This is a genomic window from Micromonospora sp. DSM 43699 (assembly GCF_055517075.1).
On sequence record NZ_JBTMMT010000064.1, the window covers coordinates 1 to 23,014 of the forward strand.

General features: G+C 72.2%; 24 protein-coding genes. 12 read left to right on the forward strand and 12 right to left on the reverse strand.

All coding sequences use genetic code 11. The annotated features are described in order from the left end of the window. Positions 1-449: 449 nt before the first annotated feature. Positions 450-1,415, forward strand: coding sequence for a 1,4-dihydroxy-6-naphthoate synthase (locus tag AC0AIB_RS24780; protein WP_465097570.1), 966 nt, complete (start codon positions 450-452; stop codon positions 1,413-1,415). Here AC0AIB_RS24780 and AC0AIB_RS24785 read toward each other — a convergent pair. Continuing rightward, positions 1,376-1,762 (reverse strand): cold-shock protein, encoded by a 387-nt coding sequence (locus AC0AIB_RS24785; RefSeq protein WP_328340667.1) that lies wholly within the window; start codon positions 1,760-1,762, stop codon positions 1,376-1,378. The genes AC0AIB_RS24780 and AC0AIB_RS24785 overlap by 40 nt on opposite strands. A 28-nt stretch (positions 1,763-1,790) precedes the next feature. Further along, positions 1,791-2,414 (reverse strand): HAD family hydrolase, encoded by a 624-nt coding sequence (locus AC0AIB_RS24790; RefSeq protein ID WP_328340669.1) that lies wholly within the window; start codon positions 2,412-2,414, stop codon positions 1,791-1,793. 84 nt (positions 2,415-2,498) lie between these two features. Between AC0AIB_RS24790 and AC0AIB_RS24795 the strand changes: the two genes are divergently transcribed. Then, positions 2,499-4,964, forward strand: coding sequence for a helicase-associated domain-containing protein (locus AC0AIB_RS24795; protein ID WP_328340671.1), 2,466 nt, complete (start codon positions 2,499-2,501; stop codon positions 4,962-4,964). A 4-nt stretch (positions 4,965-4,968) separates the two neighbouring features. On the opposite strand, the gene AC0AIB_RS24800 is transcribed toward AC0AIB_RS24795, so the two are convergent. Both AC0AIB_RS24800 and AC0AIB_RS24805 read right to left on the reverse strand, forming a co-directional pair. Next, complete coding sequence (locus AC0AIB_RS24800; protein ID WP_204958804.1) at positions 4,969-5,220, reverse strand: fatty acid desaturase family protein; 252 nt, start codon at positions 5,218-5,220, stop codon at positions 4,969-4,971. Positions 5,221-5,366: 146 nt separating this feature from the next. Beyond that, a complete protein-coding gene (locus tag AC0AIB_RS24805) occupies positions 5,367-6,272 on the reverse strand; it encodes a L,D-transpeptidase family protein (RefSeq protein ID WP_465097583.1) in 906 nt (301 codons plus the stop codon). 168 nt (positions 6,273-6,440) lie between these two features. On the opposite strand from AC0AIB_RS24805, the gene AC0AIB_RS24810 reads away from it, so the two are divergent. Together AC0AIB_RS24810 and AC0AIB_RS24815 are read left to right on the forward strand one after the other, a co-directional pair. Beyond that, complete coding sequence (locus AC0AIB_RS24810; RefSeq protein ID WP_328340677.1) at positions 6,441-8,120, forward strand: DNA repair helicase XPB; 1,680 nt, start codon at positions 6,441-6,443, stop codon at positions 8,118-8,120. A gap of 382 nt (positions 8,121-8,502) precedes the next feature. Continuing rightward, positions 8,503-8,799, forward strand: coding sequence for a hypothetical protein (locus AC0AIB_RS24815; protein ID WP_328340679.1), 297 nt, complete (start codon positions 8,503-8,505; stop codon positions 8,797-8,799). Between the two features lie 118 nt (positions 8,800-8,917). Here the strand turns inward: AC0AIB_RS24815 and AC0AIB_RS24820 are convergent, their stop codons facing one another. The 3 genes from AC0AIB_RS24820 to AC0AIB_RS24830 form a co-directional block, all read right to left on the reverse strand. Further along, positions 8,918-9,634 (reverse strand): PaeR7I family type II restriction endonuclease, encoded by a 717-nt coding sequence (locus AC0AIB_RS24820; protein WP_465097571.1) that lies wholly within the window; start codon positions 9,632-9,634, stop codon positions 8,918-8,920. Next, complete coding sequence (locus AC0AIB_RS24825; protein WP_465097572.1) at positions 9,600-11,342, reverse strand: Eco57I restriction-modification methylase domain-containing protein; 1,743 nt, start codon at positions 11,340-11,342, stop codon at positions 9,600-9,602. The genes AC0AIB_RS24820 and AC0AIB_RS24825 overlap by 35 nt, the downstream gene beginning before the upstream one ends. Before the next feature lie 95 nt (positions 11,343-11,437). Continuing rightward, entirely contained in the window at positions 11,438-11,647 is a 210-nt protein-coding gene (locus AC0AIB_RS24830) for a winged helix-turn-helix domain-containing protein (RefSeq protein ID WP_465097573.1), read from the reverse strand. 393 nt (positions 11,648-12,040) lie between these two features. Between AC0AIB_RS24830 and AC0AIB_RS24835 the strand changes: the two genes are divergently transcribed. Further along, positions 12,041-12,400 (forward strand): DivIVA domain-containing protein, encoded by a 360-nt coding sequence (locus tag AC0AIB_RS24835; protein WP_465097574.1) that lies wholly within the window; start codon positions 12,041-12,043, stop codon positions 12,398-12,400. Continuing rightward, positions 12,397-12,654: a hypothetical protein gene (locus AC0AIB_RS24840; protein WP_465097575.1), complete on the forward strand. Its 258-nt coding sequence runs from the start codon at positions 12,397-12,399 to the stop codon at positions 12,652-12,654. The genes AC0AIB_RS24835 and AC0AIB_RS24840 overlap by 4 nt, the downstream gene beginning before the upstream one ends. Positions 12,655-12,738: 84 nt before the next feature. Here the strand turns inward: AC0AIB_RS24840 and AC0AIB_RS24845 are convergent, their stop codons facing one another. Both AC0AIB_RS24845 and AC0AIB_RS24850 read right to left on the reverse strand, forming a co-directional pair. Next, positions 12,739-13,461, reverse strand: coding sequence for a hypothetical protein (locus tag AC0AIB_RS24845; RefSeq protein ID WP_465097576.1), 723 nt, complete (start codon positions 13,459-13,461; stop codon positions 12,739-12,741). A 106-nt stretch (positions 13,462-13,567) separates the two neighbouring features. Further along, entirely contained in the window at positions 13,568-14,323 is a 756-nt protein-coding gene (locus AC0AIB_RS24850; RefSeq protein ID WP_465097577.1) for a TIGR03089 family protein, read from the reverse strand. 242 nt (positions 14,324-14,565) lie between these two features. Here AC0AIB_RS24850 and AC0AIB_RS24855 point away from each other — a divergent pair, with 242 nt between their 5' ends. The 3 genes from AC0AIB_RS24855 (at position 14,566) to AC0AIB_RS24865 (ending at position 17,767) form a co-directional block, all read left to right on the forward strand. Further along, positions 14,566-14,829, forward strand: a complete 264-nt coding sequence (locus AC0AIB_RS24855) for a hypothetical protein (protein ID WP_465097578.1) — start codon at positions 14,566-14,568, stop codon at positions 14,827-14,829. A gap of 177 nt (positions 14,830-15,006) precedes the next feature. After that, positions 15,007-15,288 carry an SCO0607 family lipoprotein gene (locus AC0AIB_RS24860; RefSeq protein ID WP_176738948.1) on the forward strand — a complete coding sequence of 94 codons (282 nt, stop codon included), beginning with the start codon at positions 15,007-15,009 and terminating at the stop codon, positions 15,286-15,288. A 166-nt stretch (positions 15,289-15,454) separates the two neighbouring features. Continuing rightward, a complete protein-coding gene (locus AC0AIB_RS24865; RefSeq protein ID WP_328340696.1) occupies positions 15,455-17,767 on the forward strand; it encodes an esterase-like activity of phytase family protein in 2,313 nt (770 codons plus the stop codon). A gap of 70 nt (positions 17,768-17,837) precedes the next feature. On the opposite strand, the gene ligD (AC0AIB_RS24870) is transcribed toward AC0AIB_RS24865, so the two are convergent. Continuing rightward, a complete protein-coding gene (gene ligD / locus AC0AIB_RS24870; protein ID WP_328340698.1) occupies positions 17,838-18,749 on the reverse strand; it encodes a non-homologous end-joining DNA ligase in 912 nt (303 codons plus the stop codon). Next, on the reverse strand, positions 18,742-19,680 hold the full coding sequence (ligD, locus tag AC0AIB_RS24875) for a non-homologous end-joining DNA ligase (RefSeq protein ID WP_465097579.1): 939 nt from the start codon (positions 19,678-19,680) through the stop codon (positions 18,742-18,744). Before ligD (AC0AIB_RS24875) ends, ligD (AC0AIB_RS24870) begins: the two co-directional genes overlap by 8 nt. Before the next feature lie 85 nt (positions 19,681-19,765). On the opposite strand from ligD (AC0AIB_RS24875), the gene ku reads away from it, so the two are divergent. Then, complete coding sequence (gene ku / locus AC0AIB_RS24880) at positions 19,766-20,806, forward strand: non-homologous end joining protein Ku (protein ID WP_465097580.1); 1,041 nt, start codon at positions 19,766-19,768, stop codon at positions 20,804-20,806. Positions 20,807-20,906: 100 nt separating this feature from the next. Here the strand turns inward: ku and AC0AIB_RS24885 are convergent, their stop codons facing one another. Then, complete coding sequence (locus AC0AIB_RS24885; RefSeq protein WP_328340704.1) at positions 20,907-21,038, reverse strand: pyridoxamine 5'-phosphate oxidase family protein; 132 nt, start codon at positions 21,036-21,038, stop codon at positions 20,907-20,909. 116 nt (positions 21,039-21,154) lie between these two features. On the opposite strand from AC0AIB_RS24885, the gene AC0AIB_RS24890 reads away from it, so the two are divergent. Continuing rightward, positions 21,155-21,814, forward strand: coding sequence for an FKBP-type peptidyl-prolyl cis-trans isomerase (locus AC0AIB_RS24890; protein ID WP_328340705.1), 660 nt, complete (start codon positions 21,155-21,157; stop codon positions 21,812-21,814). A gap of 142 nt (positions 21,815-21,956) precedes the next feature. Next, positions 21,957-22,781 carry an SCO6745 family protein gene (locus AC0AIB_RS24895; protein WP_465097584.1) on the forward strand — a complete coding sequence of 275 codons (825 nt, stop codon included), beginning with the start codon at positions 21,957-21,959 and terminating at the stop codon, positions 22,779-22,781. Positions 22,782-23,014 lie beyond the last annotated feature (233 nt).

Sequence of the window (23,014 nt, forward strand, 5' to 3'; positions counted from 1 at the left end):
GCCCTGCGCGGCGATGGCCGTCCCCTACGCCACCAGCGCGGACGTACTCACGCTCGCTCCCCTGCCATTCTGCTCTCCGCACTGACTCGCTAACGTCATCAGCTCGAAAGGGCGCGCAGGTGTACTCGTCGCCCCGCTCGGGTCGGGTGGGAGCCCGAGCCAGATGAAGGTCCGCGCCAGCCGGGCGAGGCCCAGCGGCCCGGACGACCTGCCCGGACGACCCGCCGGGGCGACCCCTCTCTCGGGGGAAGCCCTTTTCCGCTGCCGAGCCCCGGCCGGAACAGCAGCAGGGACGGGATCTCACAGAAGCGCGGCGGGCAACGGACATCCGGGAGCGGGCGGGCGGGAGCGGGCGGGAGCGGGCGGGCGGCATGCGTCCAGGGACGGGCGGGCGTCACATCGGGGTGGGGACGGCGGAACGGATCTCGGGGCGGGGTTACGGTGGGGACGTGGCGCTCTCCCTGGCGATCTCGCCCTGCCCCAACGACACGTTCGTCTTCGACGCGCTGGTGCACGGCCGGGTGCCGGGTGCTCCGCCGGTCGAGGTGACCTTCGCCGATGTCGACGTCACCAACACCGCCGCCGAACAGGGCGCTTTCGATCTGGTGAAGGTCAGCTACGCCGCGCTTCCGTGGCTGCTCGACGACTACCATCTGCTGCCCTGCGGCGGTGCGCTCGGCCGTGGCTGTGGCCCCCTCGTGCTCACCCGCACCGCCGAGACCCCCAAGGCAGGCAGCGCCACCCGCGAAAGCGGCCGCACCGCCCCCGAAACCCGCGACGCCGGGACCGCAGCGACCACCGGGACCGCCGGGACCGCAGCGACCACCGGGACCAGGGCAGGGCGGGCGGACCGGGTCGACCTGAGTGGGGCCACGGTGGCGGTGCCGGGCGACCGGACCACCGCGTACCTGCTCTTCCGGCTCTGGTCGGCGGGTCGGCCGCCGGCCCGGATCGAGGTGGTGCCGTTCCACGAGATCATGCCGGGCGTCGCGGCCGGCCGGTACGACGCCGGTCTGGTGATCCACGAGGCCCGGTTCACCTACCACCGGCACGGACTGACCGCCCTGGTGGACCTGGGCGAGTGGTGGGAGGCCGACACCGGCCTACCCATCCCGCTCGGCGCGATCCTCGCCCGCAAGGGCGCGGTCGACCCGGTGGCCGCCGCCGGCTGGGTCCGGGAGTCGGTACGCCAGGCGTGGGCCGACCCCTCGGCCAGCCGGGACTACGTGCTCGCGCACGCGCAGGAGATGGAGCCCGACGTGGTGGACCGGCACATCGGCCTCTACGTCAACGAGTTCACCGCCGACCTGGGGGACGCGGGGTTCGCCGCCGTGGAGGCGCTGCTGGGCCGGGCCGCCGACGCCGGGCTGGTGCCTCAGACCTCCAACTCGCGGGCCACGGCGTGGACCAGTTGAGCGATCTTCTCCGCGGTCTTCCGGTCGGGGAAGCGGCCCCGGCGCAGGTCCGGCTGGACCTTGGCCTCCAGCACCTTGATCATGTCCTCGACCAGGCCGTGCAGCTCCTCGGCGGGTCGCCGACGCAGTTCCGCCATGGACGGCGGCGCATCCAGCAGCTTGACCCCCATCGCCTGGGTGCCCCGCCGGCTGTCCACCACACTGAAGTCGACCCGTTGACCACCCTTGAGCTCGGTGACACCCGCCGGCAGCGCGCCCTTCGGCAGGAACACGTCGCCCCCCTCGTCACTGGTGACGAACCCGTATCCCTTGGCCGCGTCAAACCACTTCACTCGCCCCGTCGGCACCTTGGAACCCCTGCTTCACTCGACACGTCTACTGCTCCAAGGCTAGCCCGATGATCCGGTCGAGCGCCGCCGGGAATCCGGTGAGATCGTCGAGCACCACCTGCGCCCCGGCGGCGCGCAGCTCGTCCGCCGGGCAGGGGCCGGTGGCCACTCCGACCCCCGGGATGCCGGCCGCCCCGGCCGCCGCCATGTCGGCCACGTGGTCACCGACGTAGAGCGCGGCACCGTGCTCCCGCAGCGACGTCGCCTTCTCCTCGGCGAACAGGTCCCCGGCCAACTCGTCGACCGCCAGCCCGAGGTGGTCCAGGTGCAGCCGGGCCAGCCGACCGATCTTCGAGGTGACGACCATCACCCGACCGCCGTGCGCGTGCACCGCGTCGACCGCCTCCCGGGCGCCGGGCATCGGCACCGTCGGGGTGATCGCGTACGCCGGGTACAGCTCCCGGTAGGCCGTCACCGCCTCCTCCACCCGCTCGGCCGGGAACCAGTGGGCGAGTTCGGTGCGCAGCGGCGGACCGAGCCGGGAGACCGCCAGCTCGGCGTCGACCGGCACGCCCGTCCGGGCGGTCAGCGCCCGGTAGGCGGCGGCGATGCCGGGGCGGGAATCGATCAGGGTCATGTCGAGGTCGAAACCGACCATCAGCGCGGACATCCTGCGAAGGTACCCGGACAGGTCAGGTCGAGCCGGACGTCCGGGGGGCGCGATCGCCCGGCAGCGGGCTAGCGTGGAACGACGATGACCACCTCACTCGCCGACCACCTGCGCGCGCTGCCCGACGAGGCGCTCGCCGCGCTGCTCCAGTTGCGGCCCGACCTCGTCGTACCGGTGCCGGCCGATGTCTCCGCGCTCGCCCTGCGGGTCGAGTCGCGGGTGTCGGTCGCCCGGGCGCTCGACGGGCTGGACCAGTTCACCCTCCAGATCCTCGACGCCGCCCGGCTCACCCGGCACCCCTCGGACGGCACCACCTCCACCGAGGCCGTGCTCGCCATGGCCGCCGCCGGGCCGCACCCGCCCGCCCCGGCCACCGTCCGGGCCGCGGTGGACCGGCTCCGCGCCCGCTTCCTGTTGTACGGCCCGGAGCAGGCGCTCCGTGTCACCGGCAGCGTGGACGAGCTCGCCCCGTACCCGGCGGGGCTGGGTCGACCGGCGGAGGAGCTGGACCCACGGACGGCGGCGCTCTGCGCGGACCCCGCGAAACTGCGCCGGACGCTGCTCGCCGCGCCCCCGTCGGCGCGGGCGGTCCTGGACCGGCTCGCCGCCGGCCCGCCGGTCGGCAGCGTGCCCCCGGGCTCGTTGCAGGCCCCGGCGCTCGGCGCGGAGGACGACCTGCCCCCCGACCCGACCAACGGCGGCGCCCCGACCGGGTCGCCGGTGCGCTGGCTGGTGGAGGCCCGACTGCTGGTGACGGTCTCCGCCGGCACCGTCGAGTTGCCCCGCGAGGTGGGGTTGCTGCTGCGCCGGGACACCGGCCCGCTCGGGCCGTTACGGACCAGCCCGCCGCCTGTCGAGTCGCCGCCCCGGGAGCCGAAGGCCGTCGACTCGGCCGGGGTGGGACAGACCATGGAGGTGGTACGGCACACCGAGGCGTTGCTGGAGGCGTTGACCGCCGAGCCGGCACCGGTGCTGCGCTCCGGCGGGATCGGGGTACGCGACCTGCGCCGGCTGGCCCGCTCGGTGGCCCTGGACGAGCCGACGACCGCGCTGCTGGTCGAGGTGGCGTACGCGGCCGGTCTCCTCGGTGAGCTGGACCTGCCCGCCGCCGCCAGCCGGTACGGCGGCGAGCAGCAGGTCCTGCCCACCGGGGCGTACGAGGTGTGGCGGGCGATGTCGCTGGCCCACCGCTGGGAGCAGTTGGCCCGGGCGTGGTTGACGATGAGCCGGCAGGCCGGCCTGGTGGGGCAGCGCGACGACCGGGACCGCCCGATCAGTGCGCTCGCCCCCGAGGCGGAACGGGCCGGTGCCCCGGCCACCCGCCGGGCGGTGCTCGGGGTGCTGGCCGATCTGGAACCGGCCACCGCCCCCACCGCCGAGGAGGTCCAGGCGCTGCTGGACTGGCGGGTGCCACGGCGCAGCCGGGGGCGGGAGACCACGCACCGGGAGGTGCTGACCGAGGCGGCCCGGCTCGGGGTGACCGGCCTCGGCGCGCTCACCTCGTACGGGCGGCTGCTGCTCGCCGATGTCACGGAGACCGAAGAGCGGGGCGGTGACGACCCGCTGGGGTTGCGCGCCGACATCGGGAGCGGCGACCTTGCGAGCACGGTGCGGGCACTGGATGCGCTGCTCCCCGCCCCGGTCGACCACTTCCTGGTGCAGGCCGACCTGAGCGTGGTGGTGCCCGGCCCGCCCGACCCGACGTTGGCCGCCGAGTTGGAGGCGGTGGCCGAACCGGAGTCGGCGGGTGGGGCCAGCGTGCACCGGGTCACCACGGCCAGCATCCGGCGGGCGTTGGACACCGGGTACACCGCCGACGATCTGCACGAACTGTTCCGCCGCCGGTCGCGTACCCCGATCCCGCAGGGGCTGACCTATCTGGTGGACGACGTGGCCCGGCAGCACGGCGGGTTGCGGGTCGGCTCCGCCGGTGGTTACGTGCGCAGTGACGACGAGGCGCTCCTCGCGGAGGTACTCGCCGACCGGCGGTTGACGCCGTTGGCGTTCCGCCGGCTGGCCCCGACGGTGCTCTGCACCTCGTACCAGGTGGGGCGGATGCTCACCGCGCTGCGCGACGCCGGGTACGCCCCGGTGCCCGAGGACGCCAGCGGCACGACGGTCCTGGCCCGGCCCCGGATCCGGCGGGCACCGGCCCGGACGCCGTCGACCAGCCGTACCCTCGATCCACTGGGCACGCCCCGGTTGGCATTGCCCCGGCTGCTCGGCGTGGTGGAGCAGATCCGGCGGGGTGAGGCGGCGGCGCGGGCGGCCCGGCGGGCCCCGGCGGTGGTACGCGGCGGCGCGGCCCGTGCGGCGGCCGGACCGATGCCCGCGCACGGTCACGCCGAGGCGCTGGCGGTGCTCCAGCAGGCGGTCCGGGACAAGGCGCTGGTCTGGGTCGGTTACGTCGACGCGCACGGGGCGACGCTGTCCCGGCTGCTGCGGCCGGTGTCGATCGGGGCCGGTTACCTGCGTGCCGAGGACGAACGGACCGAGATGCTGCACACCTTCGCCCTGCACCGGATCACCGCAGCCGTGCGGGAGGACTGACCGCTCAGCGGCGGCTGCGGCGTACGGTGCCGATGACGGAGACGATGAGCAGCAGGGCGAACCCGGTGCCGGCGGCCTCACCGACCGAGTCGATGAAGCCCTGCCGTTGCACCAGCCAGCCGAAGAGGAACCAGCCGACGACGGCGATCCCGGCGACGGCGTACCCGACCATGGTGGCCGTGGAGACCTCGTCGGTCGGTGTCACCCGGTCGCCGTTCGACGCGTCCTCGGCGATCATCTCGTGATCGACGGTCATCCCAGCCCTCCCACCCCGTCCGGCCCCTGACTTCCAGGGTGGCACCCGGTCGCCAGGACGGACAGGGGGAAATACCCCCGATCCGGCCCCTATGGACAACTACCGAGGGGCCGGACCGAGACGGGCGGGGTGATCGGTCAGGAGGATCAGGTGCCGGGGCGGCGGCCGACGAGGACCACCCGGGAGCCGACCTTGCCCAGCTCCCACCAGCGCACCGCGTCGGTGGGCAACAGGTTGACGCAACCGTGCGAGCCGATCCCCGCGTTGTGCAGGTAGGTGGTGGTCTGGTGGAAGCCGATCCCGCCGTTGAAGCGCTGCCAGTAGGGCAGCCACACCTCGTACGGGTTGGACCACTCCTTGAGGTTGCGGAGGTTCACCTTGTAGGTGCCGGCGGGGGTGGCGTAACCGGCCATCCCGGTACGGGTGACTGTGGGCTTGGCGACCACCTTGCCGTCGCGCATCACCCAGGTGGTCTGCCGGGTCAGGTCGACGCAGAAGGTGGTGCCGGAGCCGGCGGAGCAGCGCTTGACGTCGGTGGTGGCCAGCCGCTTCGCCACGTCGAGCGTCAACGGGCCGGCGCGACCCTCGGCGGGGCGGATGTCGTACCGCTGCTGGAACTTCTTGATCGCGGCGCAGTCGGCGTCGGTCTGCCGGCCGTCCACGGTGAGCTTGCCGAACCCGCCCAGCCTGGCCAGGTAGGTCTCCACCTCACGCTGGTGTTCGCCCTGCTGGCAGCGGGTCAGGTTGGCCTTGGTCGGGGCGGGCTGGCGGCGTCCGCTCGACGGCTTCGGGGTCTTGGCGGTGCGGGCCGGGTCGACGACGGCCTTCGCCTTCTCCTTCGACTTCGGGCGGGGCTTCGCGGTGGACCGGGTCAGCTGGTCGGGCAGGGCAGCGGCACCCGCCCCCGTTACCTGTTCCGCACTGCCGACCGGGGCGAGCCCTCCTCCGGTGCCACCCGGGTCGGCCTGCCGATCGGGCGTGCATCCCCCCGCGCCGACCAGCATGACCATGGCCAGGGCGACGAGCCGGGCTCTGTGGCGGACCTGCATGATGTGCCTCCCCGGATCGGTCGTCCCACTGGTAGACGCATGTCGTCTGGGAAACGTTGCACCCGATGTGAAGATTTTCTGGCACCGCCCCGCCTCCGTGCAACACTTGATGGTCGGCCTGCGGGTTTGTCTACCCGGGCCGACGCATTTCGGCCGAGGAGAGGACCTGGCGTGAGCGGTGGACCACTGATCGTGCAGTCGGACAAGACCCTGCTGCTGGAGATCGACCACCCGGACGCGCAGTCCTGCCGGATGGCGATCGCGCCCTTCGCCGAGCTGGAGCGTTCCCCGGAGCACGTGCACACCTACCGGCTGACCCCGTTGGGTCTGTGGAACGCCCGCGCCGCCGGTCACGACGCCGAGGCGGTGGTCGACGCGTTGCTGAAGTACTCCCGCTACCCGGTGCCGCACGCCCTGTTGGTGGACGTGGCCGACACGATGGACCGGTACGGCCGGCTCCAGCTCGCCAACGACCCGGCGTACGGCCTGGTGCTGCGAGGGCTGGACCGGATGGTGCTGATCGAGGTCGCCAAGAGCAAGAAGCTCGCCGGGATGCTCGGTGACAAGATCGACGACGACACGATCCGGGTGCACCCGTCCGAGCGGGGTCGACTCAAGCAGGCGCTGCTGAAGCTGGGCTGGCCGGCGGAGGACCTGGCCGGGTACGTCGACGGCGAGGCGCACCAGATCGAGCTGGCCGAGGCCGGCAAGGACGGCGGCAGGCCGTGGACACTGCGGTCGTACCAGCGGGAGGCGGTGGAGGCGTTCTGGGCCGGCGGGTCCGGGGTGGTGGTGCTGCCGTGCGGGGCAGGGAAGACCATGGTCGGCGCGGCGGCGATGGCCGAGGCGAAGGCGACCACACTGATCCTGGTCACCAACACGGTCGCCGGCCGGCAGTGGAAGCGGGAGCTGATCGCCCGCACCTCGCTCACCGAGGAGGAGATCGGGGAATACTCCGGCGAGCGCAAGGAGATCCGGCCGGTCACCATCGCCACGTACCAGGTGCTCACCTCGCGGCGCGGCGGCGCGTTCACCCACCTGGACCTGTTCGGGGCCCGCGACTGGGGCCTGGTCGTCTACGACGAGGTGCACCTGCTGCCCGCGCCGATCTTCCGGTTCACCGCCGACCTCCAGGCCCGTCGCCGGCTGGGCCTGACCGCGACCCTGGTACGCGAGGACGGCCGGGAGGGCGACGTGTTCAGCCTGATCGGCCCCAAGCGGTACGACGCCCCGTGGAAGGACATCGAGTCGCAGGGCTGGATCGCCCCGGCCGAGTGCACCGAGGTCAGGGTGACCCTGACCGACGCGGAACGGATGTCGTACGCGACGGCGGAGGCCGAGGAGCGCTACCGCATGGCGGCGACCGCCCGCACCAAGCTGCCGGTGGTTCGCGCCCTCGTGCAGCGGCACCCCGAGGACCAGGTGCTGGTGATCGGCGCGTACATCGACCAGTTGCACCAGCTCGGGGAATACCTGGACGCCCCGATCATCCAGGGTTCCACCACCAACAAGGAGCGTGAGCGGCTGTTCGACGCGTTCCGTTCCGGCTCGCTGCGCACCCTTGTCATCTCCAAGGTGGGCAACTTCTCCATCGACCTGCCCGAGGCGGCGGTGGCGATCCAGGTGTCCGGGACGTTCGGCTCCCGGCAGGAGGAGGCCCAGCGGCTGGGCCGGGTGCTCCGCCCCAAGGCCGACGGTCGGCAGGCGCACTTCTACACCGTCGTCTCCCGGGACACCATCGACACCGAGTACGCCGCCCACCGCCAGCGCTTCCTCGCCGAGCAGGGGTACGCGTACACCATCGTGGACGCCGACGACGTCCTCGGCCCCCGCCTCCCCACTGTCGACTGACCCGCGCGGCGGGGTGGGGCGCCGGTAGCCGGTAGCTAGCCGGTAGCCGCCGGCTTGACCAACGCGCAGGGTGACTGCGTTTGGGTCCGGGTGCGTTGGTCCCCTCGCGCGCCCGGGCCCCGTTGCGCTGGCCCCTCGCCCTGCGGGCGGCGGGTGTGGGTTGTCCCTCGTGCGTCCTTTGGAGCTGATGGCGTTAACGATTCGGCCGGCAACTCCTCGGCCCGCCCAGCCGGGGCCGTCCCGCCCGACCGGGGGCCGTCGCACCCCGACGGTGGCCGTCCCGCCCGGCCGACGGCCGTCGCATCCCGCCGGTGGTCGTCGCACCCTGCCGGTACTGTGTCCACAGTCGACGATCGACGCCGGCACGTCGAAGGGAATCCGAGTGAAACGCCGACTTCTGCACGCCCTGACGATCGCGATCGTCGTCGGCCCGGGCACCGCCGTGGCCGCCACGCCGGCCTCGGCCAGCGACGCGCCCGGCTACCTGTGCAACCTCACCCAGAACACCTGGCTGCGCACGGCACCGCACGGCCAGGTGCTGCGCACCCTGACCGCCGGGCGCGGGTTCCGCTGGCACGGCCAGGGCTGGGCCGAGGACAACGACAGCTGGATCTACGGCCACGGTGCCGAGGACCCGTCCCTGGACGGCTGGGTCCCCGCCGGCAACACCACCTGCTGACCCCACCCACCCGGCACGCGCCGCCATGATCAGCTTGGGGGAGGCGAGGTAACGGTACGGACCCGTCGGGCACCGCTACCTCGCTCCCACGGAGTGGGGTCAGGCGCGCTCGGAAGGCTCAGTTCCGGCGGGGCAGGAGACCAATCTCCTCGATCCGGGCCAGGATGGCCGCGCCGAAGGCGGCGAACCCCACCTCCGGGTCCGGCTGCCGAACGACCGCATCGCCTTCCCGCGAGGAGGCCAGCAGACATGTCGCGTCGTACAGGCCCGCGCCCCGGAGGCGCTTGCAGAGGATCACGTACCGGTCGAGGTACGACGTCCCGGCGAAGACAGGGTCGACGGGAAACGTGCCGCCACGGGGCTCACCCCGACGCACGGAGCCGGGTGCCTCCTCCACCAGCAGCAGATAGCCGAGCCACGGCCGCACCGCCCCGAGCAGGCCATGGTCGTACGCCTGCCGTAGGTCGACCGCGCTGCCGATCGCCTCTTCGTTACGGTTGTTGAAGTTGTTGCTGAACGACGGGCCGACGTGCGATTTGAGCTCGATCGCGGCGACCAGTTCACCCTCGTGGATCACGACGAGGTCCCACTTCTTGGCGGGCCGGAAATAACCGGGGAGTTCCACCCCGGATTTACAACGGACCGATTCGGCGGGAAGACCAGCGTCACGGAAGACATCCGCGAGGAGTTCCGTGATGGCGTCGAGATGACCACCACCGGTGACCGCGCCGCGCAATCCGGTGTCGGCCCGGCCCGACAGCACCTTCTTGGCGGCCTGCGAGTCTCGCACCAGCCAGGAGCTACGCACCGCCTCCTCGAGCGACCGTTGATCCACCGATCACCTCTCCGAACTCTTCGACCCCGTACACACGTAGCGCCACCTTCGTCGCCGCACGCGCATCCCGCCGATCGAAGGCGCTGGCGAGCGCAGCCCGGTCGGCGATCGAGACCGCCTCGGGCCTCGGGACGCGGATCCGACGCAGGTACTGGGCTTGGAAACGAAGAGTGCCGCCCCGCATCTTAACGGCGTAGGCCTCCACAAAGGCCTGTGCGACACCCGAGAGCAGGAGTCCACCGAGGACGCGCAGGTCCCAGGAATCGGAGACGATGTAGTAGAGATTGTGATGCGGATAGAAACCGCCCTCGTCCAGGACGGGGTGAATGGTGGTCTTCATGTCCGGAAAGAGCAGCTTGGGGCGCTCGACCAACGAATGATCAACTTTGTCGATGGTCCGATACCACTGCGCGGGACGTCTACCAGCCACGTGCCGACCTCTGAGAACCGCCGAATGCCGCTGGTAGTAGGCCCGCAGTCGGGGCAACGCGGCCAGGTCCACCAGCTGACCGTCTGCATCCCAGGGATTGACCAGATAATGGCCCGACCAGGAGTGACGCCCCGACGTCGTGTCCCTGACCATCGACAGCGGCAGCAACCGGCGCGGCTCGACATCGGCGTCCGTGCTGATGAAGACGCTGTCGGCCCCGGTGGCAACGCCGATGCCGACCCGGGTGCCCGTGTCGGCATCCTGCAATAGCGGGAAACGCTCATTCAGTTCTTCGATCAGCGCCAGCCGGGACGGCGAACCTGCCGGCCAGGACTCTCCCCCGGTGAACCAGTGCGGCAGCCGGGCAACCTCGTACCGGCTGCTCATCCGGGCCGCTGATGCCGGCCGCAGTTCCTGGGCCGACATCGATTCCGCCAACCCGGGAGCGTCCTGAGGCCCGAACCCCCGCCGGGTCTCCACCACCACCGCCTCGCCCTGGCCAGCCCGGCGGATCACCGTGACGGCCGGATAGGCCGACACCTGCCTTTCGAAGGCGTCGACGTCGTGCATGTTCACGGTGACATCGACGCTGTAACCGTCGGCGATGAGCTCCCGTAACTGCCGGCCGTACTGGTTGCGCATCCACCGGTCGGCGCAGATGAACGCGAGGACCCCACCCGAAGCCAGGGACCGTAGCCCTCGCTCGAAGAAGCCGACGTAGAGGTCGGAGCGACCGGTCATCGCCGGGCAGGCGGCGCGGTAGGCGAGCATGCGGTCGGCCGGGACATCCTCCAACCGGACGTACGGGGGGTTGCCCACGACGAGGTCCACGCCCTCCGGAACATTCGCGTCGAGCAGGTAGTCCCCCTGCTGCACCCATGCCGTCGCCACCTCGCGCGCCTCGGGAAGCGGCCAACCCTCGTCGACCAGAACCTCGCGTACCAGTCTTCTGCTGGCCGTGACATTCGAGGTCAACAGGTCGAAGGCGTGGACCGCCCGCGTGGCGTCGCGCAGCGACCGGTCGTGCTTACGGCACGAGTCGCTGACCCGGGCGGCCATCGCGGCCAGGAAGGCTCCGCCACCACAGGCCGGCTCGACCGCAGTCAGCGCAGCGAGGTCGCGGTCAGGGGTGTAACCGGCCAGATCGAGGATCAGGTCGACCACCCAGCGGCGGGTGAAGACCTCGCCGTGCTCCACCGACTCCGCCGGAATGGCGGTCAGCGACGACAGCATCTCGCCGAGCATGAGCTGCCGCGTCTCCCCCGCCACCGCCTTCACCCGACGAGCATAGGGCAGCAGTCGCGCAGCAGATCGGACCAGCACACCGGACCAGCCCTACTGCGGCCCAACCGAACGACCCATGCGGCGGACGGTCAGCGCCGGGTGGACTCCGCCACGAACACGCCCCGACCCGGGCGACCTACCAGCACACCCTGCTCCCGCAGTGTGGCTATGGCGCGCTGGATCGTCGAGTGCGAGACATCGTAGGAACCCGCGAGCACCCGACCCGCTGGCAACTGACTGCCCGGCGGATACGTGCCGTCCTTGATCCTTGCTCGCAGGTCATCGAGCAACTCGTCCATGGTTGGTGGGATAGGCACAGCGCGGCCCCTTGCAGTCGGTTGGCCCACCCAGTATCGAGCCACCTTCCGATGCAGGCAATGCATCTACTGAAAGAGGTGATGGTGGTGATGCAGCTGAAGGTGACGACAGTTCAGCAAAAGAGGTCGCCGATGTACTTGACGTAAGTGAAGCTGCATCGGTAGCGTTGCTCTCGGTGATGCGGAGCTGTTGCGGTCGGTTGGCACCTCTCGTACCGGTCTCGCATCGCCACCGGAACCTCGCCCTCCGCGCTCCCCCGGCGCGGCGCTGCCACCTGCCCGGCGGGTGGCGGCAGGGGTGGTCCCCGCCGATCGCAAGCGGCCGGGACCACCCCTCCCCCACGACCTGCGGCCTCTCCGAAGGGCGGTCACCTCGTGCGCCACCTGCTCCGCCGGCTGACCCGCCGGCACCACGCCCCACGACCACCGAAGCCGATCGATCGACCGTCGACCCACTCCACACAACCCGACACGACGCGGGCCGGCACCACACAGCCAGGCAGGGTGCCGATGCGCCCGGCCCCGCTGCGTCCGTGGCAGATCCGTGAGCGCTGCTTCAACCTCCGTCGGCGCGGCGTCGACCCCGCCGAGATCCGCGCCTTCCTGCACCGGGTCGCCGACGAACTCGCCCTCGCGCAGACCGCCCTGGTCGCGGTGCAGGAGGAGAACGTACGCATCAGAAGAGCGCTGCGCACGTGGCAGAGCGCCCAGTCGGCGAACCACCGCTACCGATGACCGAGCGTTGGGTGATCCATCTGCCGGTCACCGCGCCCGACCTGCTGCGCGCCCGAATCTTCGCCCGCACCGCCGCCCGGGTGCTGGCCCGGCTCAGCGCCCGGGTCGAGCCCGGCGGGGTGACCGTGTCGGCCGAGGACCAGCAGGGCGTACACCACTGGGTCTTCTGTGACCGGCCGCTGCCCGGCGGCCGGTGTGCGCTGCCGGTCGACCACACCGCGCCCTGCACCCGGCGGGTGCCCTGGCGACGGTGAGAACGCCCGGCTCACCCGGGTCACGCCCATCTCGACCGGCACCACCCGCCGTCTCGACCGGTAGCAGCGTCGAGCACGGTGGGCTCAGGCGGTCGCGCCGGCCGGCACCGCCGTCGCCGCCCGGCGGCGACGGCGTACCACCAGCCAGGTGGCCAGGATCGTCAGGGAGACCAGCGGGGCCGGATGGCCGAGCACCGTGGCGACGGTGAGGTCCGCCGCGACACCGACGACGGTGGCCACGAACACCCAGCGGGGTGCCGTGGAGGCGGAGACCTGCCGGCGGTCCGCCGGCATCCACCGGGTCGTCGACCAGGGCTTGGCGATCGACACCCAGGCCTGGAAGGCGATCGCGCCGGCCATCAACGCCGAACCGGCCGCTATGGGCAGGGCCGGCCCCGCCGCACCGGTGACCGCCACTGCTGCGCCCTCCGCTGCCGTCGCCGCGCTCCGCGCCGCCGCCACGGTGTCCGCCAGGACCCCGCTGAGAATGAAGATGCCCAGATAGAGCTGGACCAGGGTGATCACGAACTTCACCAGCACCCACCAGTGCCGGAAGAACCCCCACGGGGTCGCGGCGGCGAGCATGAAACCCGTGAACGCCGAGGCGTTGGCGAGCGGGGCGAGCAGTCGGCCGTCGAGCAGTTGGGCCATCGAGGTGGCGCTCACGGCGACCGCCGGGCTCGGCGTGGTCCGGCTGGTGACCAGCAGCACGAACAGCACCAGGGCCAGGGCCATCCAACCCACCGAGGTGACCACGTGCAGCCAGACCACGAGCTGACGCCAGCGCCGTACGGGTCGGGAAACCATGACGCAACGCTGTCACCGACCCGCACCGCCGACCACCGGAGAATTCCCGGTCGTACGACCCGGAGCGCTGGCGTCCGTCCTCAGGGGACTCCCCTACGTGGCGTGTTCAGATCACCCGGGTGATCTGCTCGGCGGCCATCCGGTCGGCCGACCCGGCGGGGTCCAGGTTGGCGCAGATCACCACGGACGCGCCGGCTGCCAGGGGGGCGAGCAGCCACTTCACCGGTTGTTCGTGTTCGGCGGCGTCGACCAGCAGGCGGTCGCCGGGGCGCAGGTCGAGTTGGGCGGCGACCTCCTTCGCGAGGCGTCCCCAGACGGCGTAGCTCGTGCCGTCGGGGGTCGCCGGGGCGGCGGGGTGCACGGCGGCGTAGTCGGGCGGGGTGTCGGTGTGCCGGAGCACCTCGGCGGACCAGTCGAGCCAGCCCACCGGCACGTCGGCCAGCGCCCCGGGGGCGGTGCCGACCAGGTAGCGGTGCACCCCGTCGGGCACGTCCTCCAGCCAGTCGTCGAGGCGCTCCGGAGTGACGAACACCGCGTCGTACGGTCGGTCGCCGCCCGGTTCGAGCACCGGTAACCCGGCGGTGGCGCGCGGCCGGAACGACACCGCCATCCCCACCGACCAGGCCCCGAGCAACACCGCGGCGGTACGCCAGTGCGGCGGCAACAGCACCGCGACCCGGCTGCCCGGCCCCAGCCCGCACCCGTCGCGCAGCAGCCCGGCGGTGCGCGCCGCCCAACCACCGAGCTGACTCGCGGTCAACGCGGTCCGCTCGCCTGTCGCGTCGTCGCAATAGGTCAGCAACGGCCGATCCACCTGCTCAGGCACATCGGTCGACGGGGTGACGGCAAGCGGGGCAGCCATCGGGCCTCCTGTCCGGACGGATCGCCTCACCCTACCGGGCCCAACCGCCACCGAAAGGCCCAGCGACGGCCGCCACCAGAGCCGGGTTGCCGGGTTGGTGAACGGTTCCGCGACCGGCGGACAGCGACGGGGAGATTCCCCGACACCGACCGTTCCGGGCTGCCCGAATGGCGGATCACCGATCGCTGGACGTCAATCTACGATCGTCGGGCAGGCTCCTCACCACTCCGGAAGGACTCGCCATGCCACAGCCGTTCCGCCGCAGGCTCACCCGCCTCGCGGTGGTCGCCACCGCAGCCGCAGCCGTCAGTTTCACGGTCCAGCCGGCCCCGGCCGCCGCCGTGCCATTCGATTGGAACGGCGCTTTCGCCACCTATGACGAGTGCGAACTCTTCCGCCAGGATGTCGTCAGCGCGGGTGGTGAGGTCATGGGCGGCTGCGTGTACCGCACCCTGTCCGACAGCCAGTACAACGGCTGGTACTTCCGGGCCTGGCAGCCCGGCTAGGACCACCGGGCGACCGGATCAGGGCGCGGCACCGGCGAATCCGAGGAATCGTCCCCGCGTGCGAGGGAGCAGGACCGGACCGACAGGGACACCCCTCGCACGCGGGGGATCTCCGGCCCACCGGGTCGAGTACGCGTACGCATGACAGTGGTCGTCACCGCGACCAGGATGGACCACATGCGAATGCGGATCATGATGGCTCTTGCCGGGGTCGGACTGAGCGGGCTGATGGTGACCAGCGGCTGCGGCTACCGGGAGAACATCTGTGGCGATGGCCAGTACCCGGCGATCGCGGTGGGCGGGCAGGGCGGCAGCGCCTGCTTCCCGGACGGGCAGGAACCGACCTCCCCCTACGTCCGCTATCCGGAGGGCAAGGTGCCGCAGCACGTCGACGACGAGTGGGACGTCTACTGGCGGGACCACGGCATCGACGCGAACGGCGCCGTCATCGACAGGTGACCCGGTCGGCCCCGCCCGGCCACCGCTTCGACCAGGGAAGACGGGCCGAAGCGACGAGGCCGGCGAGCCAGCTCACCGCCGGCGTGTCGCCGGTCGTTCACCCGACGGTCAACCTACGCTCGGTCGTACCTGCCAGCCTCCCTCCGAATCGACATTCGGAGGAGCAGTGACAGCGAGAAGAGTGCTGGCCTCGACGGTGGTGGCTGGCCTGACGGTGGCCGCCCTGACCACCCCGGGCACCGCGAGCGCCGCCCAGCAGCAGTACCCCGACCGGAAGCTCAACTTCGACCGCACCGCCACCTACCCGGTGTTCCAGAACCGGCCCGAGGGCGAGGACCCGGCCACCGCGACGGTGGCCGAGATCTCCGCGGTCAGCCCGAACGGCCGTACCCTGGTCTACACCGACGCGGCGGCCCGGCGGATCGGCTTTCTCGACATCGGCAAGCCGGACCAGCCGCGCGGCCTCGGCACCCTCGCCCTGGCCCAGCTCGGCGACGCCGAGGACGAGCCGACCTCGGTGGCGATCGTCGGCCGGTACGTGCTGGTCGTGGTGAACACCAGCGCCGGCTACACCACCCCCTCCGGTCGCCTCGACGTGATCGAGCTGGCCACCCGGCAGCGGGTCCGCAGCATCGACCTCGGCGGCCAGCCCGACTCCATCGCGATCAGCCACGACGAGCGGTACGCGGCGATCGCCATCGAGAACGAGCGGGACGAGGACGCCACCCCGCCCGGCCGCAAGAAGGGTGACCTGCCGCAGGCGCCGGCCGGTTTCGTCCAGCTGATCGACCTCGACGGGAAGACGACCCCGCAGCGGTGGAAGCTGCGTACCGTGCCGCTGACCGGCCCCGACGGCCGGGCGCTGCCGGTGCTGGCCGCCGCCGGGATCACCGAGCCCACCGACCCGGAACCCGAGTACGTCTCGATCAACGAACGTAACCAGCTCGCGGTCACCCTCCAGGAGAACAACGGCGTCGTCCTGGTGGACCTGCCCACCGGCCGGATCACCCGGGCCTTCAGCGCAGGCACCGCCTCGGTCGACGGCATCGACACGGTCAAGGACGGCCGGATCGACCTGACCGGATCGATCACCGACGTCCCCCGCGAGCCCGACGCGGTGGCCTGGGTCAACGACCGCTACCTGGCCACCGCCAACGAGGGCGACTGGCGGGGCGGCACCCGGGGCTGGTCCATCTTCGACAGCCGGACCGGCCAGGTGGTCTGGGACGCCGGCAACACCTTCGAGCGCCTCGCCGTCCGCTACGGGCTGCACAACAACGACCGGGCCGCGAAGAAGGGCACCGAGCCGGAGGGGGTGGCGATCGCCGAGTACCACGGCGTGCGGTACGCGTTCGTCGGCTCGGAGCGGAGCAACTTCGTCGCCGTCTACGACCTCACCCGGCCCACCGCCCCGGTGCTGCGCCAGGTGCTGCCCACCACCAACGGCCCGGAGGGGCTGCTCCCCATCCCCTCCCGGGACCTGCTCGCTGTCTCCAGCGAGACCGACGACGCCTCGGTGGGTGTCCGCGCCTCGGTGTCGCTCTACCGGCTCGGTGAGCAGAAGCCGGGCTTCCCGAGCATCGTCTCGGCCGACGACGCGTCGGGTGCGCCGATCGGCTGGGGGGCGCTCGGCGCGCTGTCCGCCGTGCCGGGCCGGCCGCAGCAGCTCTACAGCGTCACCGACGCCGCGTACACCCCGACCCGGATCCTGACCGTCGACACCCGGAGGTCGCCGGCGGTCGTCACCGCCGCGACGACCGTGACCGACGCGGCCGGCAAGCCGGTCGGGTACGACGCGGAGGGGATCTCCGCCCGGCCGCAGGGCGGCTTCTGGCTCGCCGTCGAGGGCGCGGAGGGCAGCGAGAACAGGCTGGTCCGGTTGAACGGCGACGGGCGGACCGAGCAGACCGTGCCGCTGCCGGCCCAGGTCGCCGCCGGGCTGGGCAAGCAGGGCTTCGAGGGGGTCGCCGCCGGCACCGACCGGCACGGCCGGGAGATCGTCTGGGCGGTGCTCCAGCGTGAGGTCGCCACCGACCCGACAGGCGTCGTCCGGATCGGCCGGTACGACGTGACCGCCGACAGTTGGAGCTGGTTCGGCTACCAGTTGTCGAGCACCAGCGTCCCCGGGGACTGGATCGGGCTCTCCGAGATCACCGTGGTCGGTGACCGGCTCGCCGTGATCGAACGGGACAAGCTCAACGGCCCGGCCGCCGCCGTCAAGCGGATCTACACGGTGCCGTTGCCGACCGGTCCGGCCGCCGACGGCCCGCTCCAGGTGCTGCCCAAGACGCTCGCCGTGGACGTGCTGCCGGCGCTGCGGGCCACCGACGGCTGGACCCAGGAGAAGCTGGAGGGGCTGACCGTCGGCGGCGACGGTCAGGTGTACGCGATCACCGACAACGACGGTGTGCTGGACGCCACCGGCGAGACCGTGCTGCTGCGCCTCGGCACCTACCGGAAGGTCTTCGGGGCCCGCTGATCCGATGCGACGGCTCGGCCACCCGGTTCACCCGGGGCGGCCGGGCCGTTGCGGCGTGGCACAGGGCCGTTCACGCCGCAGGCAGTTCGGGGCCGCCGTCGAGCAGCGCGGCGAGCAGGTCCCCCGACTTCTCGACCCGCCGCAACACCTCCCCTGCGGTGTACGGCTTCGCCGAAGGCCGTTTCCCCGCCGCCCCCGCCTCGACCTCGTCCCAGGTCAGCGGGGTGGACACCGCAGGGGTCGACTGCGCCCGCAGCGAGTACGGCGCGACTGTCGTCTTCGCCGCGTTGTTCTGACTCCAGTCGATGAAGACCTTCCCCGGCCGCAGGTTCTTCGCCATCCTCGACACGATCAGGCCGGGGTGCGTCTGCTCCAGTTCCTGCGCGATCCGCCTGGCGTAGCCGGAGACGACCTCGGCGTCCTGGGTGCCGCCGATGGGGCAGCAGAGCTGCATGCCCTTCTTGCCGGAGGTCTTCGGATAGGCCCGCACCCCGTCGAGGGTGAGCCGGTCGCGCATCAGGACCGCCACCTGGCAGCACTGTCGCAACGATGCCGGCGGCCCGGGGTCGAGGTCGACGACCATCAGATCCGGGTGGGTGCCGATCCGCCACTGCGGGGTGTGCAGTTCGAGGGCGGCGAGATTCGCCAGCCAGACCAGGGTGGGCAGGTCGTCGGCGACCACGTAGTCGATGGTCTCCCGGCCCCTGCTCGACCCGGGGACGGGCAGCGTCTCGGTGCGTACCCAACGGGGGGTTGCCGCCGGGGCGTTCTTCTCGAAGAACGAGCCGCCGGTGACGCCGTTGGGGAAGCGGATCCGGGTCAACGCCCGGTCGGCCAGGTGCGGCAGCAACACCGGGGCGATCCGGGTGTAGTAGTCGATCACCTCGCCCTTGGTGAAACCGGCCTCCGGGTAGAGCACCTTGTCCAGGTTGGACAGGTCCAGCGCCCGGCCGTCCACCTCGACCCGCACCCGTTCAGGCATCCTCGACCTCCCCGGGTGGCTTGTCGGGGCGCAGCCGCAGCAGCCGGGGGAACCGCAGCCGCCCGTCCGGGGTGCGCTGGCCGTACTTGACCTCCACCACGGTCCGGGGGGTCACCCAGATCGCCCCCCGGGCATCCTCGCGCGGCACGTCCCCGGCGAACGGCGACCCGTCGGCGCGCAGTGGTTCGAGCTCGCGCAGCAGTTCCCGTTCCAGGGCCGCGCCGATCCCGCCGCCGACCCGCCCCCGGTAGGTGAGCCGCCCGTCCGGGCGCGGCACCCCGACCAGCAGCCCACCGATCTTCCGGGCGCCGGGCCGCCAGCCGCCGACCACGAAGTCGCCTGTCACCTCCAGCTTGACCTTCACCCAGTCCGCCGAGCGCACCCCCGGTCGGTAGGCGGCCCCGACCCGCTTGGCCATCACCCCTTCCAGCCCGTGCTCGCCGGCCGCCTGGTAGGTCGCCGCGCCGTCGGTGAAGGAGGGCGGCACCGCCCACCGCGCCGCCCCCAACCCCAGGCCGTCGAGCGCCGCCCGCCGTTCGTGGTACGGCCACCCGGTCAGGTCCTCGCCGCGCCAGCGCAACAGGTCGAAGATCATGTACGTGACCGGGATCGTCGCCGCCAGCCGGGCCGCCTTCGCCCGGTCCCGCACGTGCATCCGCTCCGCCAGGGCGGTGAACGAGGGCTGCCCGGCCGGGTCGAAGAGGACCACCTCGCCGTCGAGCAGCGCGTCGTCGACCTGCTCGGCCAGGGTCACCAGCTCGGGGTACGCGGCGGTGATCTCCACGCCGGAGCGGGCGTACAGGTGCGGATGGCCGCCGACCAGGTCGGCGAGCGCGCGTACCCCGTCCCACTTGAACTCGTACGCCCAGCCGGCACCCACCGGGAGCGGCCCGGTCATCGCGAGCATCGGCTTCAACGGCGCGCCGGGCACCTGTCCGACTGTAGTTGGGCACGGAAGCGGGTGCGGTGGCTTCGATCGTTTGCGATCCTGGTCAGATCGGGGAGAGGAGCAGGGGATGCGGGCGATCTGGAAGGGAGCGGTGTCGTTCGGGCTGGTCTCGATCGGGGTGAAGCTCTACTCGGCCACCGAGGAGAAGGACATCCGGTTCCACCAGGTGCACCGGGACGACGGCGGCCGCATCCGCTACAAGCGCACCTGCTCGGTCTGCGGCGAGGAGGTCAGCTACGACGACATCGCCAAGGGGTACGACCTCGGTGGTGGCGAGATGGTGATCCTGACCGACGCCGACTTCGCCGACCTGCCGCTCACCAGTTCCCGGGCGATCGACGTGCTGGAGTTCGTCCCCGCCGAGCAGGTCGACCCGATCCTCTACAACAAGGCGTACTTCCTGGAGCCGGAGGGGACCGCCACCAAGCCGTACGTGCTGCTGCGCGACGCGCTTGCCGACTCGGAGCGGGTGGCGATCGTCAAGGTGGCGCTGCGCCAGCGGGAACAGTTGGCCACCCTGCGGGTCCGCGACGGGGTCCTGCTGCTCAACACGATGCTCTGGCCCGACGAGGTGCGCACCCCCGACTTCGGTTTCCTGGACGAGGACCTGAAGGTCCGCCCGCCGGAGCTGGCGATGGCCGCCTCGCTGATCGACTCGATGGCCGGCGAGTTCCAGCCGGACGCCTTCACCGACGACTACCGGGCGGCGTTGCAGGAGGTCATCGACGCGAAGGTGGAGGGCCGCGAGGTGGTCCAGCCGGCGGAGGAGGAGGCCGCGCCGGCCGCCGCGGTGGACCTGATGGCGGCGTTGAAGGCGTCCGTCGAACGGGCCCGGGTCGCCCGGGGCGAGGCACCGGCAGGCGGGGCCGGCGAGCCGACGCCCATCTCGTCGGCCCGGTCGGCCAAGCAGGCGGCCGGGAGCCCGGGGGCGAAGGCCGAGCCGGCGAAGAAGACCCCGGCCGGCAAGGCCGCCGCGAAGAAGACCCCCGCGAAGAAGGCGGAACCGGCGAAGAAGACCGCCGCGAAGAAGACCCCGGAGAAGAAGGCCGCCAAGGCACCCGCCAAGAAGACCACCGAGAAGAAGACCGCCCCGCGCAGGAGCGCCTGACCGGGTGCCCCGGCGGGTGCCGGAGAGCCACCGTGGCCGACTCCGCGGTGCCACGACGCCCGGCGCGACGCAGCCGTCCCGCCGGGGTCCGTCCCGTCGATCAGCCCATACCGAGCTTCTGGGTGGGCGTGATCCGGACGATCACCCGCTCCTCGCCGGGCCGCCGGAACGGGTAGGTGTCCTGCCCGTGGCACCCGCCGGAAATCGGGAGGAACGGGGGGCCGTGTCGCATCCGGGGACATGGTGGCGGGCGACCGCCCACCCACGGCATCTATCCGGGTACCGTGTGCGCTGGCCACGGCACCGGGTCGCCGGGCCGGCCACCCACATCAGCAGGGAGTCGAGGACGTGAGCGAGCGTACGGAGAACCGTCCGGCAGACCAGGGCGAGGGCCAGGGCCAGGGCCAGGAGACGAAGGCACAGCGGCGGCTCGCCGCCCAGTTGGCGGCGCAGAAGGCCGCCGAGGCGCGCAAGCGCCGGCAGGCGTGGCTGGGCGCCGTCGCCGGTGTGGCCGTCATCGCGGTGATCGTCGGGGTGTTCGTGGTGGTCCGCAACGGCGAGAAGGACGACCCGAAGCCGGCGGCGGCTCCGGTCGGCTGCGCGGGTGACTTCCCCAAGCTGCCCGAGGGTGCCGACCAGGCGCTGTGCACCAAGCCCCAGGCGACCAAGGGCGAGGGCGAGCTGACCGGGCTGAAGGCCACCCCGCTGATCCGGGGCACCGGCCCGGCCGCCCAGGCCGGCCAGCAGATCACCGTCAACTACGTCGGTGTGTCGTACAAGACCGGTGAGGAGTTCGACGCCTCCTGGAAGCGGTCCGAGCCGTTCAGCTTCGGCCTCGGCCAGGGCAACGTCATCCCGGGTTGGGACCAGGGCATGCAGGGCCAGACCGTGGGCAGCCGGGTGCAGCTCGACATCCCCGCCGACCTGGCGTACGGCGACAAGCCGCAGCGTCCGGGCGCACCGGCTGGCCCGCTGCGGTTCATCGTCGACGTGCTGGCGGTGCAGTAGACCACAGGGGTCTTCCGGCCCGACACCTACCAGCAGTAGGTTCGGGGTCACCGTGAGCGGCCGGTCCGCGCACGGTGACCCCTCACCGACGGCGGAGGTGCGCGTGCCGGCGCTTGACGTTCCCGGGCAGACCGCCCGGCTGATGTGGACGTACGTCGAACCCCTGCACGCGATCACCTATTTCCATCCCCGGGTCCGCGCCGCCCACGAGGCGATCGGGTTGCGCGGTTACTGGCGGGGCTACTTCGCCGGCCGGGCCGCCCCGCTCGGCCCGGTCGACGCCGCCCCGGTGATCGCGGCCTTCTTCACCTTCGCCCCGTCGATGGTGAGCCGCGCGCTGCCTGCCGTGTGGCAGCTGGCCACCCCCGAGGAGGCGTTGCGCGCCCGGCTCACCGGGGCCGTGCAGGCGCTTGCCGAACTCACCTACGAACTACCCGAGGCGCACCTGGCCGAGGCGGCCGAGTTGCTGGAGGTGGCGGCCGTCGGGGCCGACACCGGCGGGCGGGTGCTCGGCGCGGCCAACGCCGCCCTGCCGCGCGGCGACTACCCGTTGGCCCGCCTCTGGCAGGCGGCCACCACGCTGCGCGAGCACCGGGGCGACGGGCACGTGGCCGCCCTGGTCGCCGCCGGTCTCGACCCGGTCGAGACGTTGGCCTTCCGGGTCGCGGTGGACCGGCCGGCGGAGCACCTGCTCGGCCGGGGCTGGACCCCGGAGCAGTGGGCCGGGGCCAGGGCCAGGCTGGTCGACCGGGGTTGGCTGACCGGCGACGGCGAGCCCACCGAGGCGGGGCACACCGGTGTGCGGGCCGTCGAGGACGCCACCGACCGCGCCGCCACGCGCCCGTGGCAGGCCCTCGGCCCGGACCGCACCGATCGGCTCCGCGAACTGCTCGACCCGGTCGCCCGCGCCTGTCACACAGTCATCCCAGCGGACAACCCCGTCGGGCTGCCCGCCCTGCGTTCCTGACCACCCGACGCTCCTGACCGGCCGGCGCTCCTGACCGGCCGGCGCTCCTGACCGGCCCTGGCGCTCCTGACCGCCCGGGTCGCGGCCCGTCATCCGGTGGTGGCCGCCGAACCGGGCTGAGCGTTCAGCCGCACGGTGGGCTGGTCGACCGCTGCCGAACGCCATCGGATCGACCCGGTCGCCGCGGCCATCGACGCGATATTGACACATCTATTAACCTCGGTAAGACTGCG